Source organism: Acinetobacter sp. YH01005, assembly GCF_013420465.1.
Lineage (GTDB): Bacteria > Pseudomonadota > Gammaproteobacteria > Pseudomonadales > Moraxellaceae > Acinetobacter > Acinetobacter amyesii.
In genome coordinates this window covers 35,531-61,390 of sequence record NZ_VOYA01000008.1, presented here as the reverse complement: position 1 = coordinate 61,390, position 25,860 = coordinate 35,531, and the positions used below count along the sequence as shown (strand labels likewise).

Annotated in this window: 25 protein-coding genes and 1 pseudogene; 7 read left to right on the top strand and 19 right to left on the bottom strand. The window is 40.8% G+C overall.

Annotated elements, in window-relative coordinates:
* Positions 1–78: 78 nt before the first annotated feature.
* Positions 79–1,866 (top strand): acyl-CoA dehydrogenase, encoded by a 1,788-nt coding sequence (locus tag FTT72_RS07500; RefSeq protein ID WP_180178125.1) that lies wholly within the window; start codon positions 79–81, stop codon positions 1,864–1,866.
* 155 nt (positions 1,867–2,021) lie between these two features.
* On the opposite strand, the gene FTT72_RS07495 is transcribed toward FTT72_RS07500, so the two are convergent.
* The 5 genes from FTT72_RS07495 to FTT72_RS07475 all read right to left on the bottom strand — a co-directional run bounded on the left by FTT72_RS07495 (position 2,022) and on the right by FTT72_RS07475 (position 7,394).
* The gene (locus tag FTT72_RS07495; RefSeq protein ID WP_180054843.1) at positions 2,022–2,624 is read right to left on the bottom strand and encodes a nitroreductase family protein; all 603 of its coding nucleotides are present in this window, start codon (positions 2,622–2,624) and stop codon (positions 2,022–2,024) included.
* A gap of 204 nt (positions 2,625–2,828) precedes the next feature.
* Positions 2,829–3,320, bottom strand: coding sequence for a hypothetical protein (locus tag FTT72_RS07490; RefSeq protein ID WP_078193829.1), 492 nt, complete (start codon positions 3,318–3,320; stop codon positions 2,829–2,831).
* 360 nt (positions 3,321–3,680) lie between these two features.
* Positions 3,681–5,075 (bottom strand): class II fumarate hydratase, encoded by a 1,395-nt coding sequence (gene fumC, locus FTT72_RS07485; RefSeq protein WP_180178124.1) that lies wholly within the window; start codon positions 5,073–5,075, stop codon positions 3,681–3,683.
* 199 nt (positions 5,076–5,274) lie between these two features.
* Complete coding sequence (locus FTT72_RS07480; protein WP_180011423.1) at positions 5,275–6,282, bottom strand: SDR family NAD(P)-dependent oxidoreductase; 1,008 nt, start codon at positions 6,280–6,282, stop codon at positions 5,275–5,277.
* A gap of 515 nt (positions 6,283–6,797) precedes the next feature.
* Complete coding sequence (locus FTT72_RS07475; RefSeq protein ID WP_180003743.1) at positions 6,798–7,394, bottom strand: phosphatase PAP2 family protein; 597 nt, start codon at positions 7,392–7,394, stop codon at positions 6,798–6,800.
* Positions 7,395–7,695: 301 nt separating this feature from the next.
* Here FTT72_RS07475 and tusD point away from each other — a divergent pair, with 301 nt between their 5' ends.
* The 4 genes from tusD to FTT72_RS07455 are packed head-to-tail and all read left to right on the top strand — an operon-like array spanning position 7,696 to position 9,121.
* Entirely contained in the window at positions 7,696–8,064 is a 369-nt protein-coding gene (gene tusD / locus FTT72_RS07470; protein WP_180178123.1) for a sulfurtransferase complex subunit TusD, read from the top strand.
* A gap of 45 nt (positions 8,065–8,109) precedes the next feature.
* Positions 8,110–8,460 carry a hypothetical protein gene (locus tag FTT72_RS07465; RefSeq protein ID WP_078193833.1) on the top strand — a complete coding sequence of 117 codons (351 nt, stop codon included), beginning with the start codon at positions 8,110–8,112 and terminating at the stop codon, positions 8,458–8,460.
* 13 nt (positions 8,461–8,473) lie between these two features.
* On the top strand, positions 8,474–8,761 hold the full coding sequence (locus FTT72_RS07460; protein ID WP_078190986.1) for a DsrH/TusB family sulfur metabolism protein: 288 nt from the start codon (positions 8,474–8,476) through the stop codon (positions 8,759–8,761).
* Positions 8,762–8,809: 48 nt separating this feature from the next.
* The gene (locus tag FTT72_RS07455) at positions 8,810–9,121 is read left to right on the top strand and encodes a TusE/DsrC/DsvC family sulfur relay protein (protein ID WP_111884335.1); all 312 of its coding nucleotides are present in this window, start codon (positions 8,810–8,812) and stop codon (positions 9,119–9,121) included.
* Between the two features lie 82 nt (positions 9,122–9,203).
* Here the strand turns inward: FTT72_RS07455 and FTT72_RS07450 are convergent, their stop codons facing one another.
* Both FTT72_RS07450 and FTT72_RS07445 read right to left on the bottom strand, forming a co-directional pair.
* Positions 9,204–9,683: a helix-turn-helix domain-containing protein gene (locus FTT72_RS07450; RefSeq protein WP_180007850.1), complete on the bottom strand. Its 480-nt coding sequence runs from the start codon at positions 9,681–9,683 to the stop codon at positions 9,204–9,206.
* Between the two features lie 148 nt (positions 9,684–9,831).
* The gene (locus FTT72_RS07445) at positions 9,832–10,731 is read right to left on the bottom strand and encodes a LysR family transcriptional regulator (RefSeq protein WP_180007851.1); all 900 of its coding nucleotides are present in this window, start codon (positions 10,729–10,731) and stop codon (positions 9,832–9,834) included.
* A gap of 97 nt (positions 10,732–10,828) precedes the next feature.
* On the opposite strand from FTT72_RS07445, the gene FTT72_RS07440 reads away from it, so the two are divergent.
* Both FTT72_RS07440 and FTT72_RS07435 read left to right on the top strand, forming a co-directional pair.
* Positions 10,829–11,281 carry a CidA/LrgA family protein gene (locus FTT72_RS07440; protein WP_180178122.1) on the top strand — a complete coding sequence of 151 codons (453 nt, stop codon included), beginning with the start codon at positions 10,829–10,831 and terminating at the stop codon, positions 11,279–11,281.
* On the top strand, positions 11,278–11,988 hold the full coding sequence (locus FTT72_RS07435) for an LrgB family protein (RefSeq protein WP_171262654.1): 711 nt from the start codon (positions 11,278–11,280) through the stop codon (positions 11,986–11,988). The genes FTT72_RS07440 and FTT72_RS07435 overlap by 4 nt, the downstream gene beginning before the upstream one ends.
* Positions 11,989–12,054: 66 nt before the next feature.
* Here FTT72_RS07435 and FTT72_RS07430 read toward each other — a convergent pair whose 3' ends face one another.
* The 12 genes and pseudogenes from FTT72_RS07430 to FTT72_RS07375 all read right to left on the bottom strand — a co-directional run.
* Positions 12,055–12,801, bottom strand: a complete 747-nt coding sequence (locus tag FTT72_RS07430; protein WP_180178121.1) for an adenosylcobinamide-GDP ribazoletransferase — start codon at positions 12,799–12,801, stop codon at positions 12,055–12,057.
* Positions 12,798–13,421 carry a histidine phosphatase family protein gene (locus tag FTT72_RS07425; protein WP_180054859.1) on the bottom strand — a complete coding sequence of 208 codons (624 nt, stop codon included), beginning with the start codon at positions 13,419–13,421 and terminating at the stop codon, positions 12,798–12,800. The genes FTT72_RS07430 and FTT72_RS07425 overlap by 4 nt, the downstream gene beginning before the upstream one ends.
* Positions 13,422–14,474, bottom strand: a complete 1,053-nt coding sequence (gene cobT, locus FTT72_RS07420; protein ID WP_180054861.1) for a nicotinate-nucleotide--dimethylbenzimidazole phosphoribosyltransferase — start codon at positions 14,472–14,474, stop codon at positions 13,422–13,424.
* A complete protein-coding gene (gene cobU / locus FTT72_RS07415; protein ID WP_180054863.1) occupies positions 14,471–14,992 on the bottom strand; it encodes a bifunctional adenosylcobinamide kinase/adenosylcobinamide-phosphate guanylyltransferase in 522 nt (173 codons plus the stop codon). The genes cobT and cobU overlap by 4 nt, the downstream gene beginning before the upstream one ends.
* Positions 14,989–15,663: a 2'-5' RNA ligase family protein gene (locus FTT72_RS07410; protein WP_373685805.1), complete on the bottom strand. Its 675-nt coding sequence runs from the start codon at positions 15,661–15,663 to the stop codon at positions 14,989–14,991. The genes cobU and FTT72_RS07410 overlap by 4 nt, the downstream gene beginning before the upstream one ends.
* A gap of 190 nt (positions 15,664–15,853) precedes the next feature.
* Positions 15,854–18,025, bottom strand: a complete 2,172-nt coding sequence (mtlD, locus tag FTT72_RS07405) for a bifunctional mannitol-1-phosphate dehydrogenase/phosphatase (RefSeq protein WP_180054865.1) — start codon at positions 18,023–18,025, stop codon at positions 15,854–15,856.
* 236 nt (positions 18,026–18,261) lie between these two features.
* Positions 18,262–19,482, bottom strand: a complete 1,221-nt coding sequence (locus FTT72_RS07400) for an MFS transporter (RefSeq protein ID WP_180054867.1) — start codon at positions 19,480–19,482, stop codon at positions 18,262–18,264.
* A 111-nt stretch (positions 19,483–19,593) separates the two neighbouring features.
* A complete protein-coding gene (locus FTT72_RS07395) occupies positions 19,594–21,861 on the bottom strand; it encodes a TonB-dependent receptor (protein WP_180109181.1) in 2,268 nt (755 codons plus the stop codon).
* A 15-nt stretch (positions 21,862–21,876) separates the two neighbouring features.
* Positions 21,877–23,148: an MFS transporter gene (locus FTT72_RS07390; RefSeq protein ID WP_257233415.1), complete on the bottom strand. Its 1,272-nt coding sequence runs from the start codon at positions 23,146–23,148 to the stop codon at positions 21,877–21,879.
* The gene (locus FTT72_RS07385; RefSeq protein ID WP_078190999.1) at positions 23,124–23,516 is read right to left on the bottom strand and encodes a hypothetical protein; all 393 of its coding nucleotides are present in this window, start codon (positions 23,514–23,516) and stop codon (positions 23,124–23,126) included. The genes FTT72_RS07390 and FTT72_RS07385 overlap by 25 nt, the downstream gene beginning before the upstream one ends.
* Complete coding sequence (locus FTT72_RS07380) at positions 23,513–24,145, bottom strand: GNAT family N-acetyltransferase (RefSeq protein ID WP_180178119.1); 633 nt, start codon at positions 24,143–24,145, stop codon at positions 23,513–23,515. The genes FTT72_RS07385 and FTT72_RS07380 overlap by 4 nt, the downstream gene beginning before the upstream one ends.
* Before the next feature lie 54 nt (positions 24,146–24,199).
* Positions 24,200–25,858 (bottom strand): annotated as a pseudogene (locus FTT72_RS07375) (IucA/IucC family siderophore biosynthesis protein); the annotation flags it as partial.
* Between the last annotated feature and the right edge of the window lie 2 nt (positions 25,859–25,860).

The following is a 25,860-nucleotide window of genomic DNA, read 5'->3' as shown; positions in this document are numbered from 1 at the left end:
TCATTATTGACAATTCTATATCTAAAAATCAACTGCTAGGCTTAAGACATAAAATTCAACCCGATTAGAGATTGAGCAATGGCGCAGTTAATCAATGACAAAGATTTAAATTTTTTGCTATTTGACGTGTTTAAAGCGCAAGACTTAACGCATTACCCACGTTTTGCTGAGCATGATGCTGAAACCTTCAAAAGCATCCTAGAAACTGCACAAGGTATTGCTCAAGACTTTTTTGCCCCGCATAACGCAACAGCCGATCAAAACGAACCTACGTTTGATGGTCAACAGGTTAAAACCATTGCTGAAGTCAAAACGGCATGGAAGCAATTTGCAGATGCCGGCTTGCTTTGTGCACAGCATGATTATGATGCAGGCGGTATGCAACTTCCGACTTTGATCAACATGGCTGCAAATGCTTATTTCATGTCAGCAAATCCATCGTCAGTGGCTTATTCATTTCTAACCGCTGCGGCTGCAAATGTGATTCAAGCTTTCGGTACGACTGAACAAAAAGATAGGTTTGTACCACATATGTTCAACGGTCGCTTTGCAGGAACGATGGCCATGACTGAACCTGATGTGGGTTCATCTTTAGGTGATTTGACCACAAAAGCTATACCGCAAGCCGATGGAACATACCTCATCAAAGGCCAAAAGATGTTTATTTCAGGGGGTGACCAAGACATCACTGAAAATATCGTGCATTTGGTCCTTGCTCGCATCCAAGATGCACCTCAGGGCGTGAAAGGTATATCGCTATTTATTGTTCCGAAGTTTAAAACCCTGAGCGATGGTTCACTTGCAGGCGCCAATGACGTTCAACTGGCTGGCTTATTACATAAAATGGGCTACCGAGGTACAACATCGACAGTACTGAGCTTTGGTGAAAAAGACCAATGTACAGGCTATCTGATTGGTGAAGCAGGTGCTGGTCTTAAATATATGTTTAAGATGATGAATGAAGCACGAGTCGGTGTCGGCTTAGGTGCAGCCATGATTGGATACCGTGGCTATTTAGAGTCGCTCGAATATGCCAAAAACCGTCCACAAGGCCGCTTAGTTTTAGATAAAAATCCTGCCACAAAACCTGTCAATATCATTCAACATACAGATGTTAAACGGATGCTTTTGGCGCAAAAATCCTATGTGGAAGGCGCACTTGCATTATGCCTATTTGCTGCACGTTTAATTGATGAACATCAAGCCGCTAACAATGAAGACAGCGCGTTGTTATTAGATTTGATTATCCCTGTCGTCAAATCATTCCCTTCTGCCTATGGTCCAAAAGCCAATGATTTAGCCATCCAAGTTTTAGGTGGTGCGGGCTATACCCGTGAGTATCCGCTTGAACAATGCTATCGCGACAATCGCTTAAATCCGATCCATGAAGGCACATTTGGTATTCAATCTTTGGATTTGTTGGGTCGTAAGCTTTGGCAGCACAACAGCAAAGGTTTAATGCTGTTATTACAACGTATGCAAAATACGATTGATCAAGCTCAACATCCAAAAACTCAAGCGCTTGCAGCAATTTTTTCAGCGCATTTAAACACGGTGAAGAAAACCACACAAAGTTTGGGACAAGTCCTCGCCCAAGGTCGTGTCGATCAGGCACTGGGAAATTCTGCGTTGTATCTAGACATGATGGGCAAAGTCATCATTTCATGGCTATGGCTTGAAATGGCCAATCAAGCCCTTGTGAAATTTGAACATTCAGATTTAGCTGAAGATCAACAATACTTAGCTGGTAAATTACAAGCCGCGCAATATTTTATCCGCTGGGAACTACCTGAAATAGAGCACCAAGCCAAGTTATTGCTAGAACTTGATGATACTTGTCTCAACATGCAAGAAAGTTGGTTCTAGCCACTCGTTTAGCTCAGTCCTCAATGGGCTAATCTGGACAAGATTTTCACGGATGAAAATCTTGTCCAACCCTATCTATTTCAATAAAACTGCCATAAAAATAGGAACTTAGTTTTCGTTCCTTTTTTATCAAAATTGAGTGCTATACGTTGTAATTATTGAAAGACTTTAAAACGATCAGCATCATCCATATAGCCTTTTTCTTTCGCTTCACCTTCCACTGAACCAAAAACCAATTGAGCACGAAGTTTCCAATGCGCAGGAATGTCCCATTCAGCATGCACTTGTTCATCCACAATTGGGTTGTAATGCTGTAGTGATGCGCCTAAACCTTCGGTATGCAATGCGGTCCAAGTCGCAAATTGGGCAATGGCAGTTGAATGTTCGGCCCAAATCGGAAAGTTTTCTGCATAAGAAGGAAACTGTGCTTGTAGGCCACTGACCACATCCAAATCTTCAAAGAACAGAACTGTACCTAAACCTGCTGCAAAACTTGCCATTTTAGCCGTCGTCTTCGCAGCACTTTCTTCATCTTTTGCATAAGATTTTAATTTGTCAGCGACTAAGCCCCAAAATTTTTCACTTTCAGCATTAAATAAAATAACAGCACGAGAAGATTGTGAGTTAAATGAAGACGGGCTTTGTTTAATCGCTGTTTGGATCAAATCAGTTAAATATTCTGTGCTTTGGCTTACATTGTCCCCAATAGCATAAATAGTGCGACGTTTGCGAATCAGGTCAATAAACTGATTTGACATATAAAATGGTCCTTTAAAATAAAATGTGCAGATGAGTCAGAAACATTTGGAATGATAAGTCTCGCGACTTTCCAAATGTTTTGAATGCTTTACTTGCTTGATGGGTCACTATGAAACAGTCACTTGTCGAAGTAAATCTGAAGTTCTGCTGTACATATAAAAAATCCTCCTAAGCGGAGGATTTTTCGACTAACTTTTTGACGTTTAGAATTTTGCTTCTAGTACATTCGCTGACACTTGGTTTTTCCAAAGCTCACGTAAAGTCGGTAGATAGAATTTTTCACCTAGCTCGACCAACTCTGCATCAATCAAACCATGAACTTCGTGCATGAATAGATAATCCAGTTCAACAGTTTGTAATTTTGACTGTGCTTTTTTATATTCTTTGCGCTTTTGCTGTGCTTTTTTTACCAAGTTATCTGCATAAGCACGGTCTTTATATTGGGCAATAGCATTCAAACGTAGTTCGATTACGCCCCAACCACTGAGTAGCAATTTAAATTTTTCAAAATCTGTCGTTGTCGATTCCCAGCTCATTTCTTCTAGATTTTCATTTTCAGGCAAAACTGGTAGCAAAAGCTCCATAACACTTGGGAAAATCTTTTTAAAATTCAAAACAAATTTAACAGGATGCTCGCCCGGATAGTCTTTAAATTGAACGTTCTTTTGGACATCTGTCAAATAGATGGTGAGCATTGGGGGAAATCCTTAAATAAAACACTGTCTTGCAAATATTTATTCAAACAAATGTCAAATAGCAACGAAAACAGAAAAAGAAAGGCATTTTAACAAGTGTGCCAATGAATTCAAAGCCCAATCCAATGAATTACTTGCTTCATCATCAGGCCTTTCTTCATTTTGTTCGTTCCCCTATTTTTAATAAATCGTCTGGTTTCTATACATACATTTCAAGATGAATATGAATCCAAAGAATCTGTATTAGGTAGGATCCAGCTGAAAAATAAAGCAATCATATATCTAATAAAAAGAGAAGCTAAGTATGAGTTAGCTTCTCTTTTTATTTTCAAACACTCTAGATGAATGATCTCAAAAAATTTATTTGGTATTTGGTGAAACCATTTGCTCAGGACGAACCACTTCATCAAATTGCTCAGCAGTGACTAAACCGAGTTCTACCGCAACTTGTTTTAAGGTTTTTCCTTCCTTATATGCAGTTTTAGCAACTTTTGCAGCATTTTCATAACCAATTACAGGATTGAGTGCCGTAACTAACATTAAAGAATCATGTAAGAAATGGTCGATTTTTTCACGGTTTGGCTCAATGCCTACTGCACAGTGGTCATTAAAACTATTACATGCATCGCTGAGGAGTTGAATAGATTGCAATAAGTTAAAGGCAATAACAGGCATAAACACGTTTAATTCAAAGTTACCCGATGCCCCCGCAACATTAATAGTTGTATCATTTCCAAGTACTTGAGCAACCACCATTGTCATGGCTTCACTTTGAGTTGGATTGACCTTACCTGGCATGATGCTTGAGCCTGGTTCATTTTCTGGAATGCGTAGCTCACCAAAACCACAGCGTGGGCCACTGGCTAACCAGCGCACGTCATTGGCGATTTTATTTAAACTTACAGCAAGTGTTTTTAACGCCCCCGATGCAAATACAGCAGCATCACGTCCTGCAAGTGCTTCAAATTTATTGGGTGCAGTGACAAATGGTAGACCCGTTTGCTTCGCAAGTTCTGCTGCTGCTTTTACAGCATATTCAGGATGTGCATTTAGACCAGTACCCACAGCCGTACCACCTAGTGGTAATTCATACAGTCCTTCTAAAGCTTGATTTAAACGCTTCAATCCATGATCGAGCTGTGAAACATAGCCACTAAACTCTTGGCCTAATGTTAAAGGCGTTGCGTCCTGTAAATGTGTACGGCCAATTTTAACAATATCTTTAAATTCGTTAGATTTTGCTTCTAAAGTATTACGCAGTTTCGTTACTGCAGGAATTAAAAGCTCATTGATTTGTAGACTTGCAGCCACATGAATTGCGGTTGGGAATGAATCGTTGGTCGATTGAGCACGATTGACATGATCATTGGGATGGACAGGTTTTTGTGAACCCAATGGATTACCCAGTTTTTGATTGGCAATATTGGCAATGACCTCATTACAGTTCATGTTACTTTGCGTGCCTGAACCAGTTTGCCAAACTACCAGTGGAAATTGTACATCCCATTGACCGGAGATCACTTCTTCGGCTGCATTGACGATATATCCAGAAAGTTCCTGAGGGATTTGACCCAATGCTGCGTTGGTGATCGCAGCTGATTTTTTCACGAGACCCATTGCACGAATCATTGGACGTGGTAAACGTTCACCACCAATTTTAAAGTTTTGCAAACTACGCTGTGTTTGTGCACCCCACATCGCATCGCTAGGTACTTCAACATCGCCCATTGTGTCATGTTCAATACGTGTTTGCATAAATGACCTCATATCCTTATCTATAAAACTTGAACGTCTGTGCAGAATCAAATTCTGCTGATAAATACAGTTTAGGTAACTTGCTTAGGTTTGTAAATAATAACCATTATCAATTATAAATGGTTTATTTGATAATCTTTATCGTGATTTTATAAAGAAAATCATGCACGATGATTAAATTTACCGAAAACAAGACGAGTTAATTCCCTCTTAATGTTTGTTGATAGAAACGCCATTCATCTTCTAGCATTTTCTTTAAATCTTGTTCAGGCTGCCAATCAAAAGTACTTTTCGCTTTCTGTGTACTTGCCCCAAGCTGGTCATATTCATGGCTTGGGTAAAAACTAGATTCGACCGTCTTAATCTCCGCCTGTGTCACTTCTGAAAGCGTATCCAACAGTTGCTGTATCGAAACCAACTCACCTGAAATATTAAAGGCCTCACAGGCGAATTGCTGCTGCGACAACCATTGCAAACATTGCCACACCGCCTTACAGCAGTCGAGTACATGCAAGAAACTCCGTTCCACAGTACCATCTTCAGTTTTGGCTTGTTTGCGAAGTTCGATAAAGTCTCGTTGTAAAGCCCCGACTTGCATCGCAAGCGGCACAATATTTTTTGGCAATGGCGCAACAAACTCACCTAAAACTGCATGTTCGAATGCACCTGCGACGTTTCCTAAACGCAAAATCGCAATTTTCCACTCATTATCAGTACGTGCCGTATCCCGTATAATTTCTTCCACCATTTGTTGAGATTTCACATAGGGATTTGGATAGGTAAAATTGATTTCTGTGTCTTCTGTTAATTCTGCCGACGACTGTCCATATACCGCTAAACTTGATAAATGGATCAGTGTTCGTACACCTGTTCGCTGCATAGCACGCAGCAAACTCATGATACAACTGACATTATCATTATAATATTCAAGTGGTTTAAGGACGGATTCTTCCAATGACTTAAAGCCTGCCGTATGAATGACAGCATCGACGGTATATTGTTCAAATACTTTATTGAGTGCGGGAGTATTGCGAATATCGAGTTTGACAAAAGGCACATACATGCCTGAAATAAATTCAAGTCGTTCAAGTGTTTGTAAATTTGCATTGGATAAATTATCCACAATAATGACTTCTTGACCTTGAGCCATTAAACTCAAGGCTATATGTGAGCCTATAAAGCCTAAACCACCAGTCACTAAAATCATTGTTTAGATACTCCTTATAGTTATCAAGCTTTTACAAATCTTTGGCATCATCTTGGTGTCGTCACCAACTTATCTACAGATCTAAATTTTGAAACTTCGCCTCAGCATTTTTCATGAGCCGAACAATCTGCAAGAGCATTCTAGTTTTATCTTACTGCTTTAGAATTTTGACTGTGTTGCAGTTATGGATATTAACTGTATTTGATTTACGACAAATGACCTCGCTAGCGATCCAATTTGAAGACATCACAATTATTCGTGGCATTTGAGTGAACGCGTTTAGAAGAAGATATTTAAAAATAGTCGCACTGCAAACATATTACACAGCAACAAAATATTAGAAGTGATCTACTCGAATGAGCAAACAGCATTGAGCAGTCTGACTATTTTTTGAGGTATAGGATCTGGATGTGAATGCCAGATGAATCATTAGAATTACTCATCTAGCAAGATGTTGGCAATGTAACTATAACAGCAGCAAACGTTTGAAATCGCAAATATCTAAGGAACTTAATTTAGCGGATATAGCCTTTTTTGATCATGGCTGAGAATAGGAACTCGTAAACTTTTAAGATCATGCTCACCAAATAAGACCCATATTTTCGCCATAAAGACAGCCCAACAAAATTCAGCAAAACCGCAATGATCAGCGCCCCTGCCATATCCATTGGATAATGCACACCTAAATAGACTCTCGACCACGCCACAAGAAAAGCGAAAGCTAGAAATACATAGCCAACAGCTTTTTGCTTTGAAAAAATATAAGAAAATGCAATCGTGCTAAAAAACAGCATGTGATCACTCGGGAAGGATCCATTCGGTGAATGTTCTATAATCGTGCGTCCAACATCCAAGACAAAAGGTCTAGGATAGTAAAAGAAACTTGAAATCACTTGGCTGATAAGAAAAGCGACGATAGTAAACACAGTGGCTTTAACGATTTGTTTTTTGATATCAAAATTGCCTTTAAACCAAGCCAAAAACATCAAAAGAATCACGATATAAAATAGATCATTGGCTATAAATATGGCGAAAGAAATGGTGAAATCTAAAGCATTGTCCGAAGCATTGATTGAATTAAATAAACTTAAGTTAAATTTCTCTATATTCATGAGATGGTTTAAAAAATGAAAAGATCATAGCATTCTACAAAATCAAAAATTGCGTTTTATTCATATAAAGATTTTTCAGTATGTAACCGCACAGTTTATTTATGAAAAGTGTTAGCTTGAGGCTGAATCCCAAATAAACCAAAAGTTATATTTGAAGAAAAATTGGCAATGACTTCGCTGCCTAAATAAGCAAAACTTCGTAAATATTCAGATCATTGAGTAAATCATTGTATACTAGCTTTTTCTTCTGAACTCAGAACAAACTGTCGATCTAGACCGTTTATTCATTTAGTGAATTTCGATGAGTACTCTATTACTAATTACCTCCTCACCTACTTCGATATTGGCTTGGCATGCTTTTGGTCTTGCCCAAGCGCTGAAGCAAAAAGGCGAAAACTTTCGGGTTTTTTTCTATCAAGATGGTGTAAATGTCGCAAATGCCCTGCAATGGGTGCCAGATGATCAACGCAAACTCAGTAGTGAATGGCAAAAACTCGGCATTCGTTTACCTGTTTGCGTAAGTGCAGCTCTCGCACGTGGGATCACAGATCAGGAAAATGCACAGCGTCACAATATTCAGCAACATAATCTAGCTGAGCAATTTGAACTTGTGGGCCTAGGCGAACTCGCCGATGCCGTACAAACTGCAGACCGTTTATTGCAATTCTAAGTATTTTTATTGCCGCGCATTTGTAGCATTGAAAAGGAAAATTACGTGAAATCTGTACTGGTTGTTTTAACCCATGCAAATCTTGCAAGCTTACAAGTACATGAAAGTCTTTCTGCGACCATGGTGCTTGCAACCTTCGGTTGTGACGTAAAAGTGTTGCTCAAAGATGCTGCGCTAAGCTTACTTCAAGCAGAACAAGAGTTTAGTCAGCTCAAGCATGCGTTTAAACTCGCTTCCAACATGGTTGATAGCTTTGAGTTTTATGATCTCACCCCGATTTATATTGAACAAAAAAATTCACAGCATCCATTTGTGATCAACAGTGAACAAGAACTTGAATTTGTTCAATTCAATACTGAATTAATTCAACAATTTGATCATGTGTTGTATTGGTAAAAGAGGAATGATGATGTCAAATTCTACGCTGTATTTAGTCCAAGCCAGCTATGCCAATACCCTACAGCACATCCAGCAGTTAGCCAGTTTAATCAACCCTGAAGATGCAATCATCCTGATGGGTGAAGCAGTCTTACATATTGCAGATGAACAAATTCAGCAATTTGGCACATGTTATGTACTTGAAAATGATGCTGAGATTTTAGGTAAAAGTATGAATTATAGTCATATGAAAGTGATCGACTATGCCGCTTTTGCTGATCTATGCCTCAGATTTAAAAGATGTATTTCACTCAAATAATTTGAGTGAAAGCGATCCATTTCTACAATCTTCTCTTTTGGAACGAATATGAATCTTGAATTAGACCAAGATGGCCATTTGGTGGATTACACTATTTGGAATGAAGCTGTTGCCCAAGAACTGGCTAAAAGTTTAGAACTTGAGTTAAGCCCTTGGCATTTTGAAGTTTTACAAGCTGTGCGACAGTTTTATCAACAGTTTGGTCACTCGCCGGCAACTCGCCCACTCATTAAATTTTTAATGAAAACCGTGAGTGCAGATATTAATAATGCAGTATTACAAGACAAATTTAATACGGGCTTGGTCGCTCGACATTTAAGTCGTTTAGCGGGAATTCCTAAACCTGCAAATTGTTTGTAATTTTAAAGTAATCTAAATACTGCTTAGGCTATTTTGGCTATATGGATGCAAATCAGCATCTTGAAGAAAGCCATAAAACAGCTTAGGCAGGTTTTAATTGATTGAGAGCGATGTAATAGGCTTGGGTAAAAACTGGTTTGACCTGTTTGGCTTGGATCGGTTCTGCACAACATGAACACACTAAAACGGGTTTAAACTTTTCACCACATGTCTGATGGACATATTCAACAGGTGATCCCAAGCCCTGATCCATATATTGATCGGCCCAATGCGTCATGGCTAGAAGAATTGGATACAAGTCTAAGCCTTTTTGAGTCAGTCGATATTCAAAACGTTCCTGACGCTCGACATAAGCAACTTTGGTTAAAATACCTTCTTCAACCAAACGCTTTAATCGGTCAGATAACACATGACGCGTCACACCGAGATTTTGTTGAAAGTCATCAAAACGTCGAATGCCCATAAATGCATTACGGATAATCAACATCGTCCAACGATCCCCTAGCACTGAAAGTGCACGAGCGATTGAACACGGTTGTTGACCAATATCATCCCATTTCATTTTATGAACCATCAAAAATAACGACCAACACCCAATTTAATTCATGCCTGTTGATTTTGCAAAATCCTTTTCAATAATCTTTGATGTACAAATCATAAATCCACCATCGTTTCAACGCATTCATTTTATCTATTGATCTGTAAATGAACTAAAAATGTATTTTGTCTTTATTGTCCTCAATTATTTCTAGCCATGCACGCGTTGCGGGACTCATGGCAACAGTGGTATTCCAGGCCATACTGAGTTTCCAGTCTAGGTTTGGATTTTCTAATTCAGCCATATGGTATTTTGCCGCATCAAGTTGTTCACAATAAATTTTAGGCAGTAGTGCAATCCCGACATTTGAATCTACCATTTTGGCGATAAAGTCCCACTGGCTACTTTTACACACCACATTTGGCTCAAATCCGACGTAGTTTGCCGCCTGTATAATGATGTCATTGAGTGTGAAGGTATCATCATATAATAAAAAGGATTCTTCTTTTAATTCAATCAGCGATACTGTTTTTCGCTTACGCCACTGTGAGTTTTTTTTGGACAATAGACACAAAGGTGACTCCATCACTGGAATACCACTCAGCACCGGTTTCAAGTGACCCAAAATAATCCCGACGTCGACCTGTTTTTTTAAAATGGCACTTTCTATACCTGTCGCCCCAACCTCAAAAAAGCTCAGTTCAATATTGGGGTATTTTTTATGAAACAGCGCGATTAACTGACTGAACAACACTGATGCCAATGGCGGTAAACCTAGGGTCAATTTACCTTGTTTTAAGGCACGAACTTGGGTGACAGTATCAAGCATCCGTTGTTGTTCATTCAATATCACTAAGGCATGCTGATAAATCTGCTCTCCCATATAGGTGAGCTGTGCTTCCCTTTTTCGACCTGCTTCTCCTTTATGAAATAAAGGCACGCCGATCTCATCTTCTAACTGACGAATTAATTTACTAATGGTCGGCTGAGTGACAAAAAGCGCTTCTGCTGCATGACTAAAACTCTGTTTTTGTACGATGGTCACAAAGACTTTTAGGCTTTTAATGTCCATTATTATTCCATATAGGCATAATTAATAATTAATTATTCATAATTATACAGGGTATGCACTTTTAAAATAGCGTCATCTCCTATTCTGCTGTTGTCTCATGGATACGCTTCCACAATCTTCTTCCAAAATTACCCAGTTTCTCAAGACTTTAGCGCAGCTAAGTTTATTGATATTGATCTGGTGGATCGGCTCTTGCATTCAATCTTGGTTTAACTTGCCGATCTCTGCTGGCGTGATTGGTTTATTGCTGCTATTAGCCGCATTATTGAGTGGTTTATTTAAAATGCAGTGGGTCAAACAAGGCTCAGATTTTATTTTGGCTGAACTGGTTCTATTCTTTATCCCCTGTGTAGTTGGATTAATTAAATATCAAGATTTATTACTCAGCTCTGGCTGGCAGTTAATTTTAGCCGTGGTACTGGGTACCGTCTGTGTCATGGTGTTTACAGCATTTACGGTTTATTGGGGCTTTAAACTCGAGGCAAAACTTAAAGCGAAACACCAAACTGCGACAGATCATGATGTCAACACAGCAGGAAAAACCTTATGAACGATTTTGGGTTGAACAGCATCTCTGTATTGTTTTTCGTCCTGACCCTTGTCGGTTATATTTTGGCGAAAAAGCTACATCGTAAGTTACCGTATATGGTTCTTTCCCCTGCACTATTCGTCCCGTTTGTGCTGATTATACTCATGCTTTGCTTTCATATTTCATATGACACCTATATGCAAGAAAGCCAATGGATTGTATGGATGCTCGGCCCGGCAACTGTGGCCTTTGCTATTCCCATCTATGAATATCGGCAAATTATCCGTCAGCATGCGCTGAGTATTAGTTTGGGCATCGTGATTGGCATGTTAGCAGGAATTATCAGTGCTTTTTATTTGGCACAGTTGTTTCAGTTTGACCAAGAAACGTCTTATAGCTTAATGGCACGTTCCATTTCTACGCCCTTTGCCATGGAACTTACCTCGAATATTGGGGGTTCAGTCGAATTGGTGATTCTATTTACCATGATTACTGGGATTGCCGGCGTGGCTTTGGCTGACCTAGTTTTGGCTGGGCTTAAATTGCATTCACGCTTTGCGCAAGGTGCGGCTCTTGGCAATGCTGCACATGGATTTGGTACAAGTAAGGCGTTATCACGTCATAAAGAAGAAGGTGTTGCAGCCTGCTTGAGCATGGTACTAGCTGGGGTCTTTATGGTATTGCTTGGGCCATCACTTATTCATTTGGTCATTTATCTATTAGGATAAAATAAAAAGCCCAGTGCATTAGCTGGGCTTTTTTTAAATCAGGAGTTAAGTCATTTCACTGTAAAACTAAGCAATTACATAATGAAGTGCTATGACAAACGCTAAAAGACTCGACACTTCTGTGATTTCAATCGCGGCACCAATTGTATCGCCCGTCACGCCACCAATACGCTGAATAAATTTCCATCGCAAATACAGTAAAGTACAAATAAACGCGAATATACTCACCACTCCAGTCCAGCTAAAATACAAACATGCACTTAGGCAGAGTATAAAGACCAGGTATGCCGACTTTCGTGGAATAGTTGCTGCTATCGATGAGCCCAAGCCTTTTTCACGAACATACTGAGTTGTTAAAAACAAAAATAAAGGGGCTAAACGACCTAATACTGGAAATACAATTAATGCCAAATACATTTGCTGTTGTAGCAAAACATAAAGCGCCGACCATTTGAGTAAGCAAATCACGACGAGGCTCAACACACCAATCGGCCCACATGCAGGGTCTTTCATGATTTTAAGTGTACGCTCGGCATCGCCAAAGCCACCGACCCATGCATCTGCCGTATCGGCTAAACCATCTAGATGTAAACCACCTGTGAGCCAAATCCAGACCACAAGCAAAATACTGCTGAGTAAGATGATCGGCAGACTATGCAATATAAAGGCAAGCAAGGCAAGAATGCCACCGATCAACAATCCCACCGCTGGATAAAACAACAAAGACTGTCCATTTTGCTGTTTCGATGGCATCGCTTTAAGTTGAATCGGAAACGTCGTGAGAAACTGTAGAGCAATCCAAAAAGGTGTCATTCACTTTGCTCCAAAAGACGAATATTTGCACGATTTTGAACAATGAATGAATTTAATTGTCCCAATTCGGCAGTCATTTCTAATAAATCATCTAAATGACATTGCTGTGCCATACATTTTAACAATTTAATCACGCCACCATGGGAAACCAATAAAACGCGGTGCCAATGATGCTGTTGAGCCTGCAAGACTAACTCATCTAGACCGCTAAATATCCGTTGTTGAAATTGCTGAAGACTTTCTGCATTCGGCGGCGTAAATGTGCTGGGACTTTGCCAAAACTGTGCGAGTAACTCTGGGGTGTTTTCATAGATATGTTTGGTTGATACCGCTTCCCAGTCGCCAAAATGCATTTCTTGAAACTTCGCATTTTCAAACATTGGACGTTTGAGTTGTTGAGACAAATCTAAAGCAAATAAACGGCAGCGCTGTAAGTCAGAAGTGATGATGACATCCCAACTCGCTAAATCGTGTGTATGTATGACGTTCAATACATCATCTATGGTCTGCTGCATCTGCTGCCAACCTTTTTGCGTCAAAGCATCATCTGTAGAGCCACGTAAGGTATTGCTTAGTTCAGTCTCACCATGACGCAATATATCTAAACGGAAATGTTCCATTTAAACTTTTTCACCAATCACAGCAGCTTGTGCAAAAGTCGCCATGTTGTTATGTAAACGACATGCCAAACGAATTAAACCCAATGCCGCACCGGCACCGCTGCCTTCACCTAAACGTAAATTCAACTTCAAAAGTGGATCAGCTTCAAGGGCTTGAAGTAAACGTTGGTGCCCATATTCAGCCGATTGATGACCAAAGAGCATCCATTCACGTACAGAAGGATTTAAACGAACAGCGACCAAGGCAGAAACCGTACTAATAAATCCATCCACCACCATTGCCAAACCCAATTGCGCACAGCGAATGTACGCTCCAGCCATCGCGGCAATTTCCAAGCCACCAACAGCACAAAGAGCTTTAAAGACATCTTGGCCAACATAGTCCTGATGTAAAGCCAAGGCCTGATCAATCACTTGTTTCTTATGTGCCAATTGTTCAGCACGAATACCTGTACCAACACCTGTCAGTTTTTCGGCCGGCTCATTAAATAAAAAACATGCAACAGCAGAAGCAGAACAGGTATTGCCAATGCCCATTTCCCCTGCGACATAAATTGACGCACCTGCAGCGATAGCATCTTCAACACTTTTACGGCCGAGATTCATCGCTTCAATACATTGTGATTCGCTCATCGCAACAGTTTTAGCAAAATTTGCTGTACCCGCTGCAATACAGTAGCGCTCTACTCCTGCATATTCATAAGCGTCACCTACCGAACCACAGTCAATCACTTGTAGTTTGGCTTGATACTCACGTGCAATGACACTAATACATGCACCACCGGTCGTGAAGTTTTGTAGCATTTGGCGTGTGACAGCTTGAGGATAGGCCGAAATATTTTCTTCCATCACGCCATGATCACCTGCAAAGATGGTGATCCATGGGAAGTCGATATTGGGCTGATCCGTGTTTTGTAATGATGCAAGTTGTACCGCAACATTTTCAAGTTCTGAAAGTGAGCCCGTAGGTTTGGTTAGCTGTAACTGGTGATTTGCCGCCTGTTGCTTAGCTTCGATACTCGGATTTTGACAGGGTTCTTGCCACCAGTTCATGCTTTATCTCCTTTTAAGATCATTGGAAAACCTGCAACACAAAACACCACATGGTCAGCAATTTGACCAATTTGTTGATGTAAGCGCCCAGATTCATCGACGAATTTTCGACTGATTTGTCCCATGGGAACAACGCCCAGCCCAGTTTCGTTACTGACTAAAATAATGTCTGACTTTAATATTGGCAGCACCGTAAGTAATTTTTGGCATTGATGCTGTTGAAAATCTGCTTGTTCATGCAGCAATAAATTACTCATCCACAGCGTTAAACAATCGATAAGAATGGTTTGATAAGCCCGATCTATTTCAACTAAGCGATCAGCTAAATACAAAGGCTCTTCAATCAGCCCCCAATGCTCAGGACGGTCTGCTTGATGATGCTGAATTCGCTCCTGCATTTCCTCATCATAGGCTTGTGCTGTAGCCACATAGATGACGGCTTGAGCACTTTCTTTGGCTTTTTTTTCTGCAAGTCGGCTCTTACCTGAACGCGCCCCACCCAAAATGAAATGAATCATGACTGTGCCATCTCTATATTTTGTCTGAACTGATGTTGATAATAAGGACTCAAAGCCCCTTGTAATACTTGAGCCTGATAATGACCAAAAGTCAGTTGCTCGCTTTCAAAATCAAAGCTGTGCTGCTCAATTTGTTGGATTCTTTCAAAAATATCATCGCTATTCCACGCCTGTTTATACAATCCCAATGTAATATGCGGACAATAGTCTATTGGTGCAATTTCATTCGAACTAAAATTCAAAGCTTGACGTAGATGGTCTAACTTACGTTCTAAATCCACAATTTCAATAAACAGCGCGCTTTGAAAGCTATTGATCTGACCTGTACGTAACCGAATATTAGATAGTGATAACTGTCGAAGTTGTTGTTGGTGCAGTGCCAATTCATCTGCTGAGAAATTATCATTCCATCGTTGTTCAGAATGATCGATTAATTGGGTTTTATTCAGCTCTTGAAAAAAACCACAAATAAACACGGTGATATGAAATTGGCGCGTATTCGGCGTGTATAAAAGATCTGAAAACTGCGCTCGAAGTGCTGTGAGATATGCCAATAATTCAGGATCCTGTATTTCTATATACCACAAAGCATAGTGCTGACGACCTTGATGCCAATCGGGATAATCCTGATTGAGCGTCGGTACGACTTGCATTGAGGGTTTTAAAAACACAGATAAATCACTTTAAATTTAATCTGCTTTATTAAAGCATGAATCAAAACAGACTTTGCCCAATTTTGATTTAGTAATATTCATTTAAAGCTGAAATTCATTCATCTAAAGCTTCTTTGTAAGAAAAAAATGCCGAGTCATACTCAGCATTTTGATTCAATATACATTGCGCACAGATAAGCATTATATTTTAGGCAAATTTCGCAGTATCTTTCTGATCTTGCGTTACAGCATGGTTTTTCCAAGATGTAAACTGCTCTGTGGACTGATCAGAAAAATGCTGCAACTGTATCATTACATTGGCCTCAATCTGTTCAATACGTTCCAGTTGTTCAAGCTCGTTGGTCTTTTTCAGTTCTGAAAATTGCAACTGGATAAAGTTGATAACCTGTTCCATCGAACATTGATTTACACTCACGGCATACATCAAACCATAGACAATCCCTTGCTGTAGGTGCTTTGTCTCCAGTCCATATTTCAGATTGGTCGCCAACGAGCCCAACACTCGTTCATTAATTGCAAGTTTACGTAAAGGATCTCGTGCCACACGCGCACATGGATCTTTATACGCATGTTCACAAGAGTTTATAAAGCTTTCTGCCAGTCGTGTTAAATCAAAAGCACGATTAGGTAAGCATCGTGCTAAACCAGCCTGCACCTCGTCAATGAGTTCATGCATAAATTGATCAACACGATGATCTGCAAGTGCCACACCTATGGTTTGATGATTGAACAGTGCAGATTGCCAAGCCAACATGGCATGTACGCCATTCCATAAGCGATTTTTGATTAGCTGAATATCTTCAATATGATCGACCAAAATCATTTGACGCATTTTTTCTAACAAAGGACTGTTATTTTCTACATAGATCGGCATGTCAGACTCAGCATTGAATAAAATTAAATCCATGCTTTGCAATATATGACTTGGGTGGAAATTGCGGCGCATATCCTCAACATATAAAGTAGCCTGACGTTCCTGATCTGGATTTAATTTCGTCGCATCTTCTAAGTCTAATTGAGCATCCACTTCAACTTCATCTAATTGAAATTGTTTGAAGATATTATATTTTATACGGAGCTGACGATATAAGTTTTGGTCACTTAACTTAGATACCATGCGGTTGACCACGGTATCGCAAAAATAGTGTTGTTGCATGATTTTCTCTGCAACAACCGCTCCAGCAAGCTCAGTTAAAGCCTGTTTTAAATGTGACATTAATAATTGTTTTGCTCCGACTTTGTTCAAAATGATCAGCATCGTTAGAGGTTCGATGGCTTTCTCATCATGTGCAATATGTCGTGCATACAGGCCTTGTGCAATGGTTTTGGCCTCTTCTGCAATCGCTTTTTCAGGCAAACAGATGGCAACCAAACTTGACTCTGTGTACATCTCTTGCATCTGCTGAATATTTTCAGCATCAATGACTGCCATGTTTTCAACGCGTTCGTCATAAGACAATTGACCATAGCGAATACTATAGGTACCAAATGCATTGACCGCAGAACGATATAAAGGGTTACGAGTCGATGCATAGATTTTTTTCGGGCGAGTATAACCATCCCAATGCGACAAAATTTGAGCTAAATAGCCACCACCAATCGCCCCAAAACCATGAATACCGACAGTGAGCTGATTAAGTGTTTGTGGAAAAGCCTCTTGCACATGCGGCATCTCTAAATGCGCAGTGAACGGGTCAAGTTCCGTCAAGCAGTCATACATACATTCATAATAATATTTGGCTTTGGACAGCATGTTTTCATTGGGCGATTTAATATCTTTAAACAGTACAGTAATACCGCCAGCGTCAAAGGCTGAAGTCACACCATTTTCCGAATCTTCAAACATCAAACAATCAGCAGGACTTAAATTCAGCTTTGCGGCAGCACGTATAAATATTTCCGGATGCGGTTTACCATTTTCAACTTCATCACCACAGACTAAGACATCAAAGAACTTATACACATTGGCATTGATGAGATATTCTTCTGCGATTGCTCGGCGACTCGATGTTGCTACAGCCATCCGTAGTCCTGACTTGCGTAAGCGTTCTAATACTTGAACCAAGCCTTTTTTGATCGGTACACCAAACTGACGAACATGCTCCAGCTCTAATTCATCTGCACGTTTGCGAATATCTGCGTATGGAATGTTTTCATCATATTCGGCTTGGGCCAATCGATGCGCGCTTTGTGCACTTAGCCCCAAACAATTCATCAGATACGATTCGGAAAACTCAACACCGGTCAATTCAAGAGATGCCTGTTTCAATGTTTGAAACCGTAAACGTTCAGTATCAAACATTGTTCCATCCATATCAAAAATGGCGCCCAGAACCAAATCATTATTAAATTTAAGCATTTAACCTCCGTTATTTTTTTATGTAAAAAGAATAACGGAGAAAACTATTGATTCAGTACTTTGAGAATTAATGAAACAATTGTGGTTATTTTTTAATCAAAAATCTTGCTTTTAAAATCTATTTTGTAAGATCAATCACCGATCAAGTAACATCATGTAATCAAAACCATCTATTGGCAGGATAGTCCTATCTTCACACCGACCTATTGAAGTATTTATACAACTCGATGCATATTTCACTCAGTCACTCGCTTCACGGTTTGAGTTTTGGTTTGAAATAAAAAGAATACGATCAGACCGAGCATCACTAAAAATAAAAAATAATACGGAAATTCTTTGTGCCACTGGTATAAACCCGTGCTAATCAGTGGCCCGACAACAAAGCTCAAAGCCTGAGTGGCTGTACACCAACTTGCCACCTTGGTCTGTAACGCACTGGGCGCCGTTTGCGCTGCACCCGTTGTAAATGCAGGGATTAAACACGCAACCGATATACCATATAACAGGTACGTGGCTTGGAATATCCGTAATTCATTGGTGAAAACCGAAATTAGCAAGGCTGCAGCCATGCTAAACAGCCCAACCCACAGTAAGCGATATACAGACCAATTTAAATATTTAGAAATCAGTGTTTGCATCACCACCAAAGCAATACCCACGATGAGAGAACACTCTGCAAAATGCACTGCGCCTTCTGCAGCAGTCATATTAAAGCGGTCTTGAATATAAAACCCGGCCGTTAAATTTACGGTCACGATGGCAAGATAGAGACTGAATCCCAACATTAACCAAGGATAGCATTGCTGAATGCTCAAATCCGTAGATGGTATCTCATCCTTAGCTGTCACTGGCTTTTCAACGCTATGCTGTTCGGTATGTCGATCAAAGCTGAACACCAAGACCACAGAAATCAACGCTAAAATAATGATTGCAGCCCACAGCGGCGTCATGATTCCACCAAAGCCCAGCAGCAAGGTTGTTAGAAATGGACCAATGATCACGCCTGCACTGTTTAATGCACCAAATTTTGACATCGCTTGTGAACGCTGCTGCTCATTACTAAATCGGGTCATCACATAAGTTTGCAAGGCAATCTGTGGCATCGCCATAAATATCCCAGTCGCTGCGCGTGACAACATCAATAAACTAAACAGCAGCAACATCCCTATCTGAACAGTAAGGCCATACATCAACACAGCTGTAAATAGCCCCCATGTCACAGCCATGCCCACAAAACCGATACTCAAGAGTTGATAAATCGAAAACTTAGATTGATTTTTTGAAATGTAAATGGCACCGATGGCCATCAGCAGCGCACCAACGGAAACCATCGCGCCGCCTTGTAGTTCAGAAAGTTTTAACTCACGAACCAATGGCGCCAACAGCGGCAATATCATCGAGAAACTTGCACCATTGGCAAGACTGGCAGCAATAAACAGTTTGTTATTTCGATCCATTATTTTTGTTATCCATTTTTAATGGCTACGTTATAAACAATAGAGGTGACTTAAGCCACCGCTATTTTGTAAGTCACGATACCGTGCTTTAAACACGATTCAGGATTTAAATCAGTATTTCACTGTATAACTTAAACCGTAGGTACGACCTTGTGCAGCTAGGCTAGAAATTGGGCCATAGACAGTTTCAACCGACTGGCTGTACACCGACTTATAATCCGTATTCCACACGTTGTAGACACCAAAGCCCACATTACCCGGTCCTACTTTTGCATTGGCAATCACGTCCATCGTTGCAAAGCCTTTAATTGACGCTGCTGGAGCAGATCCATATTTCACAGCGTCTTTTTGGGCTTTGTCTGTACCGCCAATCGCTAAAGCTTGAACACGTAGGCTCATGTCATTATCAAATTGCCACTCTGAAAATGCTGTACCTTTTAAAGGTGCTACACGAATGGCATCCAATTCTTGCCAGTCACCTTGGGTATTTTTAAATTGGCCCGTGGTATATGCAACTGTGCCGCCAACAGTCCAATTTGGTTGAACTTCATAACTGGCATTGGCTTCGACACCATAGATACGTTCATCGGTATCAATAACATCAATGGTGTAATTCGGCGCACCAAATTTCAGGCTTTTATCTGAGTCATTATAAAAAGCCGTGACTCCTGCATTTAAACCACCGGCATTTTGTACACGCCAACCGAGTTCATAGTTATTGACTTTAATCGGGTCAATGGTTTGGCTATTAATCACAGAATTTGCCGGCACATCGCGCAGCATACGTTGCACATCGGGCAAGTTTGAACCTTGTGAGAAATTGGCAAACACTTGCTGTACATCTGTTAAGTGATACACCGCGCCAACATTAAACAGCGTTGCATCATGTTTTACTTTGCCGCCGTTCAGTGTTTTCGCCACATAACCTGGGGTTAAATCTGCGGTAATGGCTTCCATATAAGGCACAGATGAATCGACATCGCTTTCTACACGTTCATGGCGAATGCCTGCTTGTAAGCCTAGTCGGTCAGTTAATTCATATTGCGCTTGGGCAAATACCCCAAGTTTTTCTGTTTCAACATCAGGGCCAAAAGCATAGTAGTTAAACGGCTGATAACTCAAACCATTACTTTGAATAAACGTTGCGCTGTCATACATTTGGATATTTTGTTGATCTTTTTCATTTTCATAGTCCACACCATAGGTTAGACCCAGTTCACGACCATTTAAGTTAAGATCTTTTTGTAGAGCAACACGCGCGCCTAAAACATCGATATCGGTTTCTGACTGATACACCAAGAAGAGTTCAGGTGCCATTTGACGTGCAGATGGGAACCACCGTGCTTTTTCATTTCGATAATAGGTTTCAGCATTTAGACGGTGGCCTAAAATATCTTGATTTTCATATTGTGCGTTGACGCTATAACGTTCAGTTTGTGGTTGTTCGGCAAGTTGTAAGCCTTTTACCGCATTTAAAGACAACGGCAGCTTGCCACCCACGGGCTGTGAGCGCAGCGCATTTAAATTTGGACCATAGTCAGGGCCATAGTCACTATCTTGCTCATCATTATAATATTGCGCACCAAAACTCAGCGTTTGACCATCGGCAATTTTCCAACTGACACGACCATTTAGATCTAAAGTGTCGGTATCTTGACGGTCTGTTTGTGCAATTTCAGGCCCAATACGGTTGCCATGACTATCCTGTATTTCGCCACGTTTGGTATAGCTTGCACCTAAAGTTCCGCGTAAATTGCCTTGATTAAAGTTCATGGTTTGTGCAGCTTCATAAGCTAGCGCATCAGACTTAAAATTATTACCAGAAGTGACACCGACTTTCGTTTCAAAACTCAGCGGCTCAGATCCACCTCGTTTGGTGATGATATTGATAATACCGCCTGTTGCACCTGAACCATAAATACTACTTGCACCTGAGACCACTTCAATTCGTTCAATCATCGACGGGCTAATACTTGCCAGTTGTCGAGATCCATCACGATATCCCGTTTGCGGCACACCATCGATCATGTATTGCACCACACGTCCACGCATGGTCATCCCATAGTTAGACGTTGTACCACTCGATGGAGTCAGTGATGGCACCAATAAACCGACAATATCGGCTGTGCTTTTACCTGCATTGGCTTGTTTTTCAATTTCTTCTTTAGGAATGCTGTACACCGTACCCGCAATATCGGCAATGCTTTTCGCAGAACGAGTAGCCGTCACAACAATCGGTGCCATTTTAGTAGCTTCTGTAGTTTGTGTTTCAACTGCTGTATTTTGTGCAGTGTCTGTCGTGACGTCTTGCGCATAAAGCTGAGTGCAAATTGCTAAGCTGAGACAAGTCAGTTGCATCGGTAGAGCTAAACGTTTCATATTCTTTTCCATTTCTTAGAGTTCCGATTGAGTCGGAAGAGTTTGAGTTTTTAAATTTTGTGTTTTTAAAACAATGCGTTGACTAAGTAAGACACTGATTACTGAGCCGATTGCCAATACCAAGTAAAAATGTCCATAGCCTAATGATTTTGCGAGAAAGCCTGAAAATGCGCCGCCAATGAAGTAAACGAGCAATTCAAAGCACACTAATATAGTGAAATCGGTACCCGCCTGTTCTTTAGAACTGGTCTGCATGAAATAGGCATAGAGTGATGTCATGGCGATATAACGAATGGCTAGCATCAACACGACAAATAGACCTAAAAGCAGATGCCATTGATTCAACCACTCCAATACAACGGCTGCCCCAATGACGGCATATAGCAATGTACGTAACCATCCTGCCCAGACCAACAATTGCGTCGCTTTGATTTTTTTCAGCAATACAGCTGCACTAACAGCTGCAATCAGACCGACACCGGCACCGACCACAGACATCAACACCCCGATCTGAGACAGTGACCATTTTTGATCGATCAACATGGGATTCAGCATTGCCATAGCGGGTGCTTCCACCACGCGATAACAAACGATGAGCAGCAAGGCCCAACGAATCGCAGATCGTTTAAACGCTTGTCGTAGGCTTGGTTTGGCTTTGGCAATTTGAGTTTGTGGTTCTTCTTGAATAAAAAACACAGCAAACATGGTTAAAAATGTCAGCAGCGCTAAAGTTGTGAGCGCTGACTGCCAACCCCAATATTGGTAAATCCATAAAGTTGCAGCGCCACCAAGCATGCTACCGACGGCCACCCCAATACTCTGTGCCATACTGCCCAGACGGTAATTTCCTTCGGTAAATTTCTCTACGGTATAACCATCAATCGCAATATCTTGCGTTGCCGCAAACGTTGAAATCCATAAACCAACAATGACAAATAAAGTCAGCCCATAAGAAAACTGCGTAAAGGCTAAAACCAGTACCCCCAGTACTAATGCGATTTGCGTAAACAACAGCCATGTTTTACGTTTACCGAGTTTTTTGACATAGAGCTGATCGATCCAAGGCGCCCAAAAAAACTTGAATGCCCATGGAATATAAAGCAGCGATAACATGCCGATCCAGCGTAAATCTACCCCTTGATGTCGTAAAATGGCAGGCAAAGCCACATTGTAAAAATACAAAGGCAATGCATGTGCTAAGTACAAAATAATCACGACGCTCAAACTCAGGACTGAAATTTGAGATGGTGAAATTGCATGATTTAATTTTCTTGGGTGTTGTTGCATATCCACCTCTGCACTGCCCATTGCAGCGCATCAGACTGTTCTAATGAAACGTAATAAGGCACACGCCACGCTGCATGCAGCGCGGGTGTATTTAAACGTTTGAAGTCATCTGGATCTTGCGCAATACGCACCAGACCCAAACAATATTGAAAAAAGAGATGTTTAAACTTCTTGTACCAAACGGCCTGTATTTGCCGATATTCTTCAGGAAAAGTCGTTCCCTCAGCCGTTTGCATAACCAAAACAAAGGGCTGACTTTTCAGAAAAAAGCGCTCAACTTGAGTCAACCATTGTTCAAACTCTTCCACTGAAACATGCGCTGAAAAGCGCATGTCCAGTATGTGCATGTGGGTGCAGCGATAACTCATGACACCGCCTTAGCTAGTTGCTGATGCTGAAATGCCTTGGAGTCGTTTAAGTAATGACCAAATTTTGAATAAAATGTTTCTCTAAAGCAGTAATACAACATGGCGGTCTTTTCAGGCATTGGGATTAGGCGCTGTGCTTCATAGCACATGTCTTCAACCACGACGGCATAAGGCTTCACACTATGATCAGGCTCTCCCACAATCTTGGCTGATGCGGCATTTTCAAAGATATAAAAACTCAATAAACGCATGACAGGACGTAAATAGCCTTTACCAAAAACGGACTTTTCACCAAATAACAAATGCCAACCTAGATCTAGCTCGTCACCGTCGTAGTACAAACCTAATCGATCCCGTTTTCCTTCGTAGATCTCTGTGTAGCCCACATCTTCACCATTTACCCCCACAATCAAAATTCGGTGATGATCATCTGCCAGCATTTTTTCGTAATACACTTTTAGTTCAGTTTCTGACTTATTGAGCTGCCACTGTGGAATAACATGAGGTTCATGCATCCATTTATGAACCAAAGCCATATCTTCTGGATATTGCATTTGTCGTAAGTAGTATTGCGTCTCATTCTCATGGTATTCATAAAAATCAGGTGGTTGTCGTGATAACGTTGTCATGATGTCGTCCTTTAAATTTGTTTAATCTTTTCTGTTCTTAGCTCAAAAATCTGTTTATGACGCAATACGATTAGTTGTCGTTTTCTGTTCGGCGGTATGCTGTTGTTTCGCCCACTGATTTAAAGTGCTTGGACTCACAGGGTTTGCAATAGGATCTAAAAATACAGGTACTGGTCGTTCTGCTTCGTCGTTATAACTGGTGGTAAACAGTCGAACACGGTTCAGACAAATTTTCTCGAAACGTGGACGGAACATACTGAATTTTTCAATACGATCTGCCAATTCAGGATGTGCCTGATGAAATTCGTCAATCACGGTGGAGATGGTTTGCCAAAACTCAAGTTCTGTATGCTGTGGATAATCTTCAAGGAAGACATTACAGATATAGCGGTAATGCACCATGAACAAACCTGTAAAGATAAAGTGGCTAAGTTCTTCAGCAGGATGACGCAGTAAAATTTGCCCTTCAGGTGGTAAATTTTCGAGTTCTGGAAAATCTTCATCAACTAAATTGACATCATCAATAAAGTCCTTCAGCACCATTTTTTTTGGTAGACCATTTTCATGGATTAACATGGTGTTTTCACCGTGTGGAGAAAAAGCCAAACCATATTTGTATAAGCAAATCAGTAGCGGTGTTACACAAACTTCGGCAAATCGTTTCAACCATTGCAAAGGCGTTAAACCTGAAGCTTGAATCAACACGGATAAAATAGACTGACCGTTTAGGTCTCGATGTAACAATGCTGCTTGGGAAAGCGCCAACTGATGTTCACCGATACAAGGCTCTACACTTTCACGCCATAGGCAACCAAACAATTCTTTAAATTGGTAAGGCGCACCGTCTATCTGATCAAAACACGGCTGTTGCAAAGTGAGACTTGCGACTTCGCCCAAAAACTCCACCTGAGTTTTTTGCAGGTCTACATCATGATGTTGAATGTCCTTCAGCCAAGCGGTCACCGCAGGTGCAGCTAAATTTCGTTTTGAAGGCAAACCTCGATATACCGCCGTATTAAAGATACTGACAGGTAACTTCACATAATGCCGTTCAGGATGACTGGTATTGCATAAGGTACGAATTGATTGCATTGGCACATAGTCATCTTGTCCAATGTCCAATTCAACAATGCGCTGATCAACGATTTCATTGGCATAGGTCGGGATTAACCACTGATGCCACTGCCACGCATGTACAGGAATAAAATAATACTCAGCAGCATCTACGGCTTTGTCCGCCAATTGCTGTTGAAAATCGTGTAATTGCGCAGAATTCAATTCATGGCGATATAAGCTTTTCGCATCCCAAGCCTCGGTCGAACGAAACTCAGCTAAATTACGATGAACAGCTAACCACAAGACTTTGACTGTTGGAGAAATCTCTGGTGCTGAGCTTAAATAATCATCATAGCCAAAGCCCATACGCCCCTTACTCATAATGAGCCATGGGTGTCCACGTAACATGCCTTCAATTTGATAGTGTGGCGCTGACAGCACAGCCTGACTCAGCAATCTTTGCTCATCAAAAACATGGGCTTCTGCTAACCATGTATTGTTCATTTCTTTAATCAAATAGGCCTTGGTAAAAGGTTTCACTTCAGCTTGATTTGAAAAGGCACGAATAAATTCATGTAGATTCCATGCGGGCTGTGCTGTCGAATCACCTAAATCTCGAACACTCCCTTCAACTATACGCCAATGCCCAAGCAGAAACT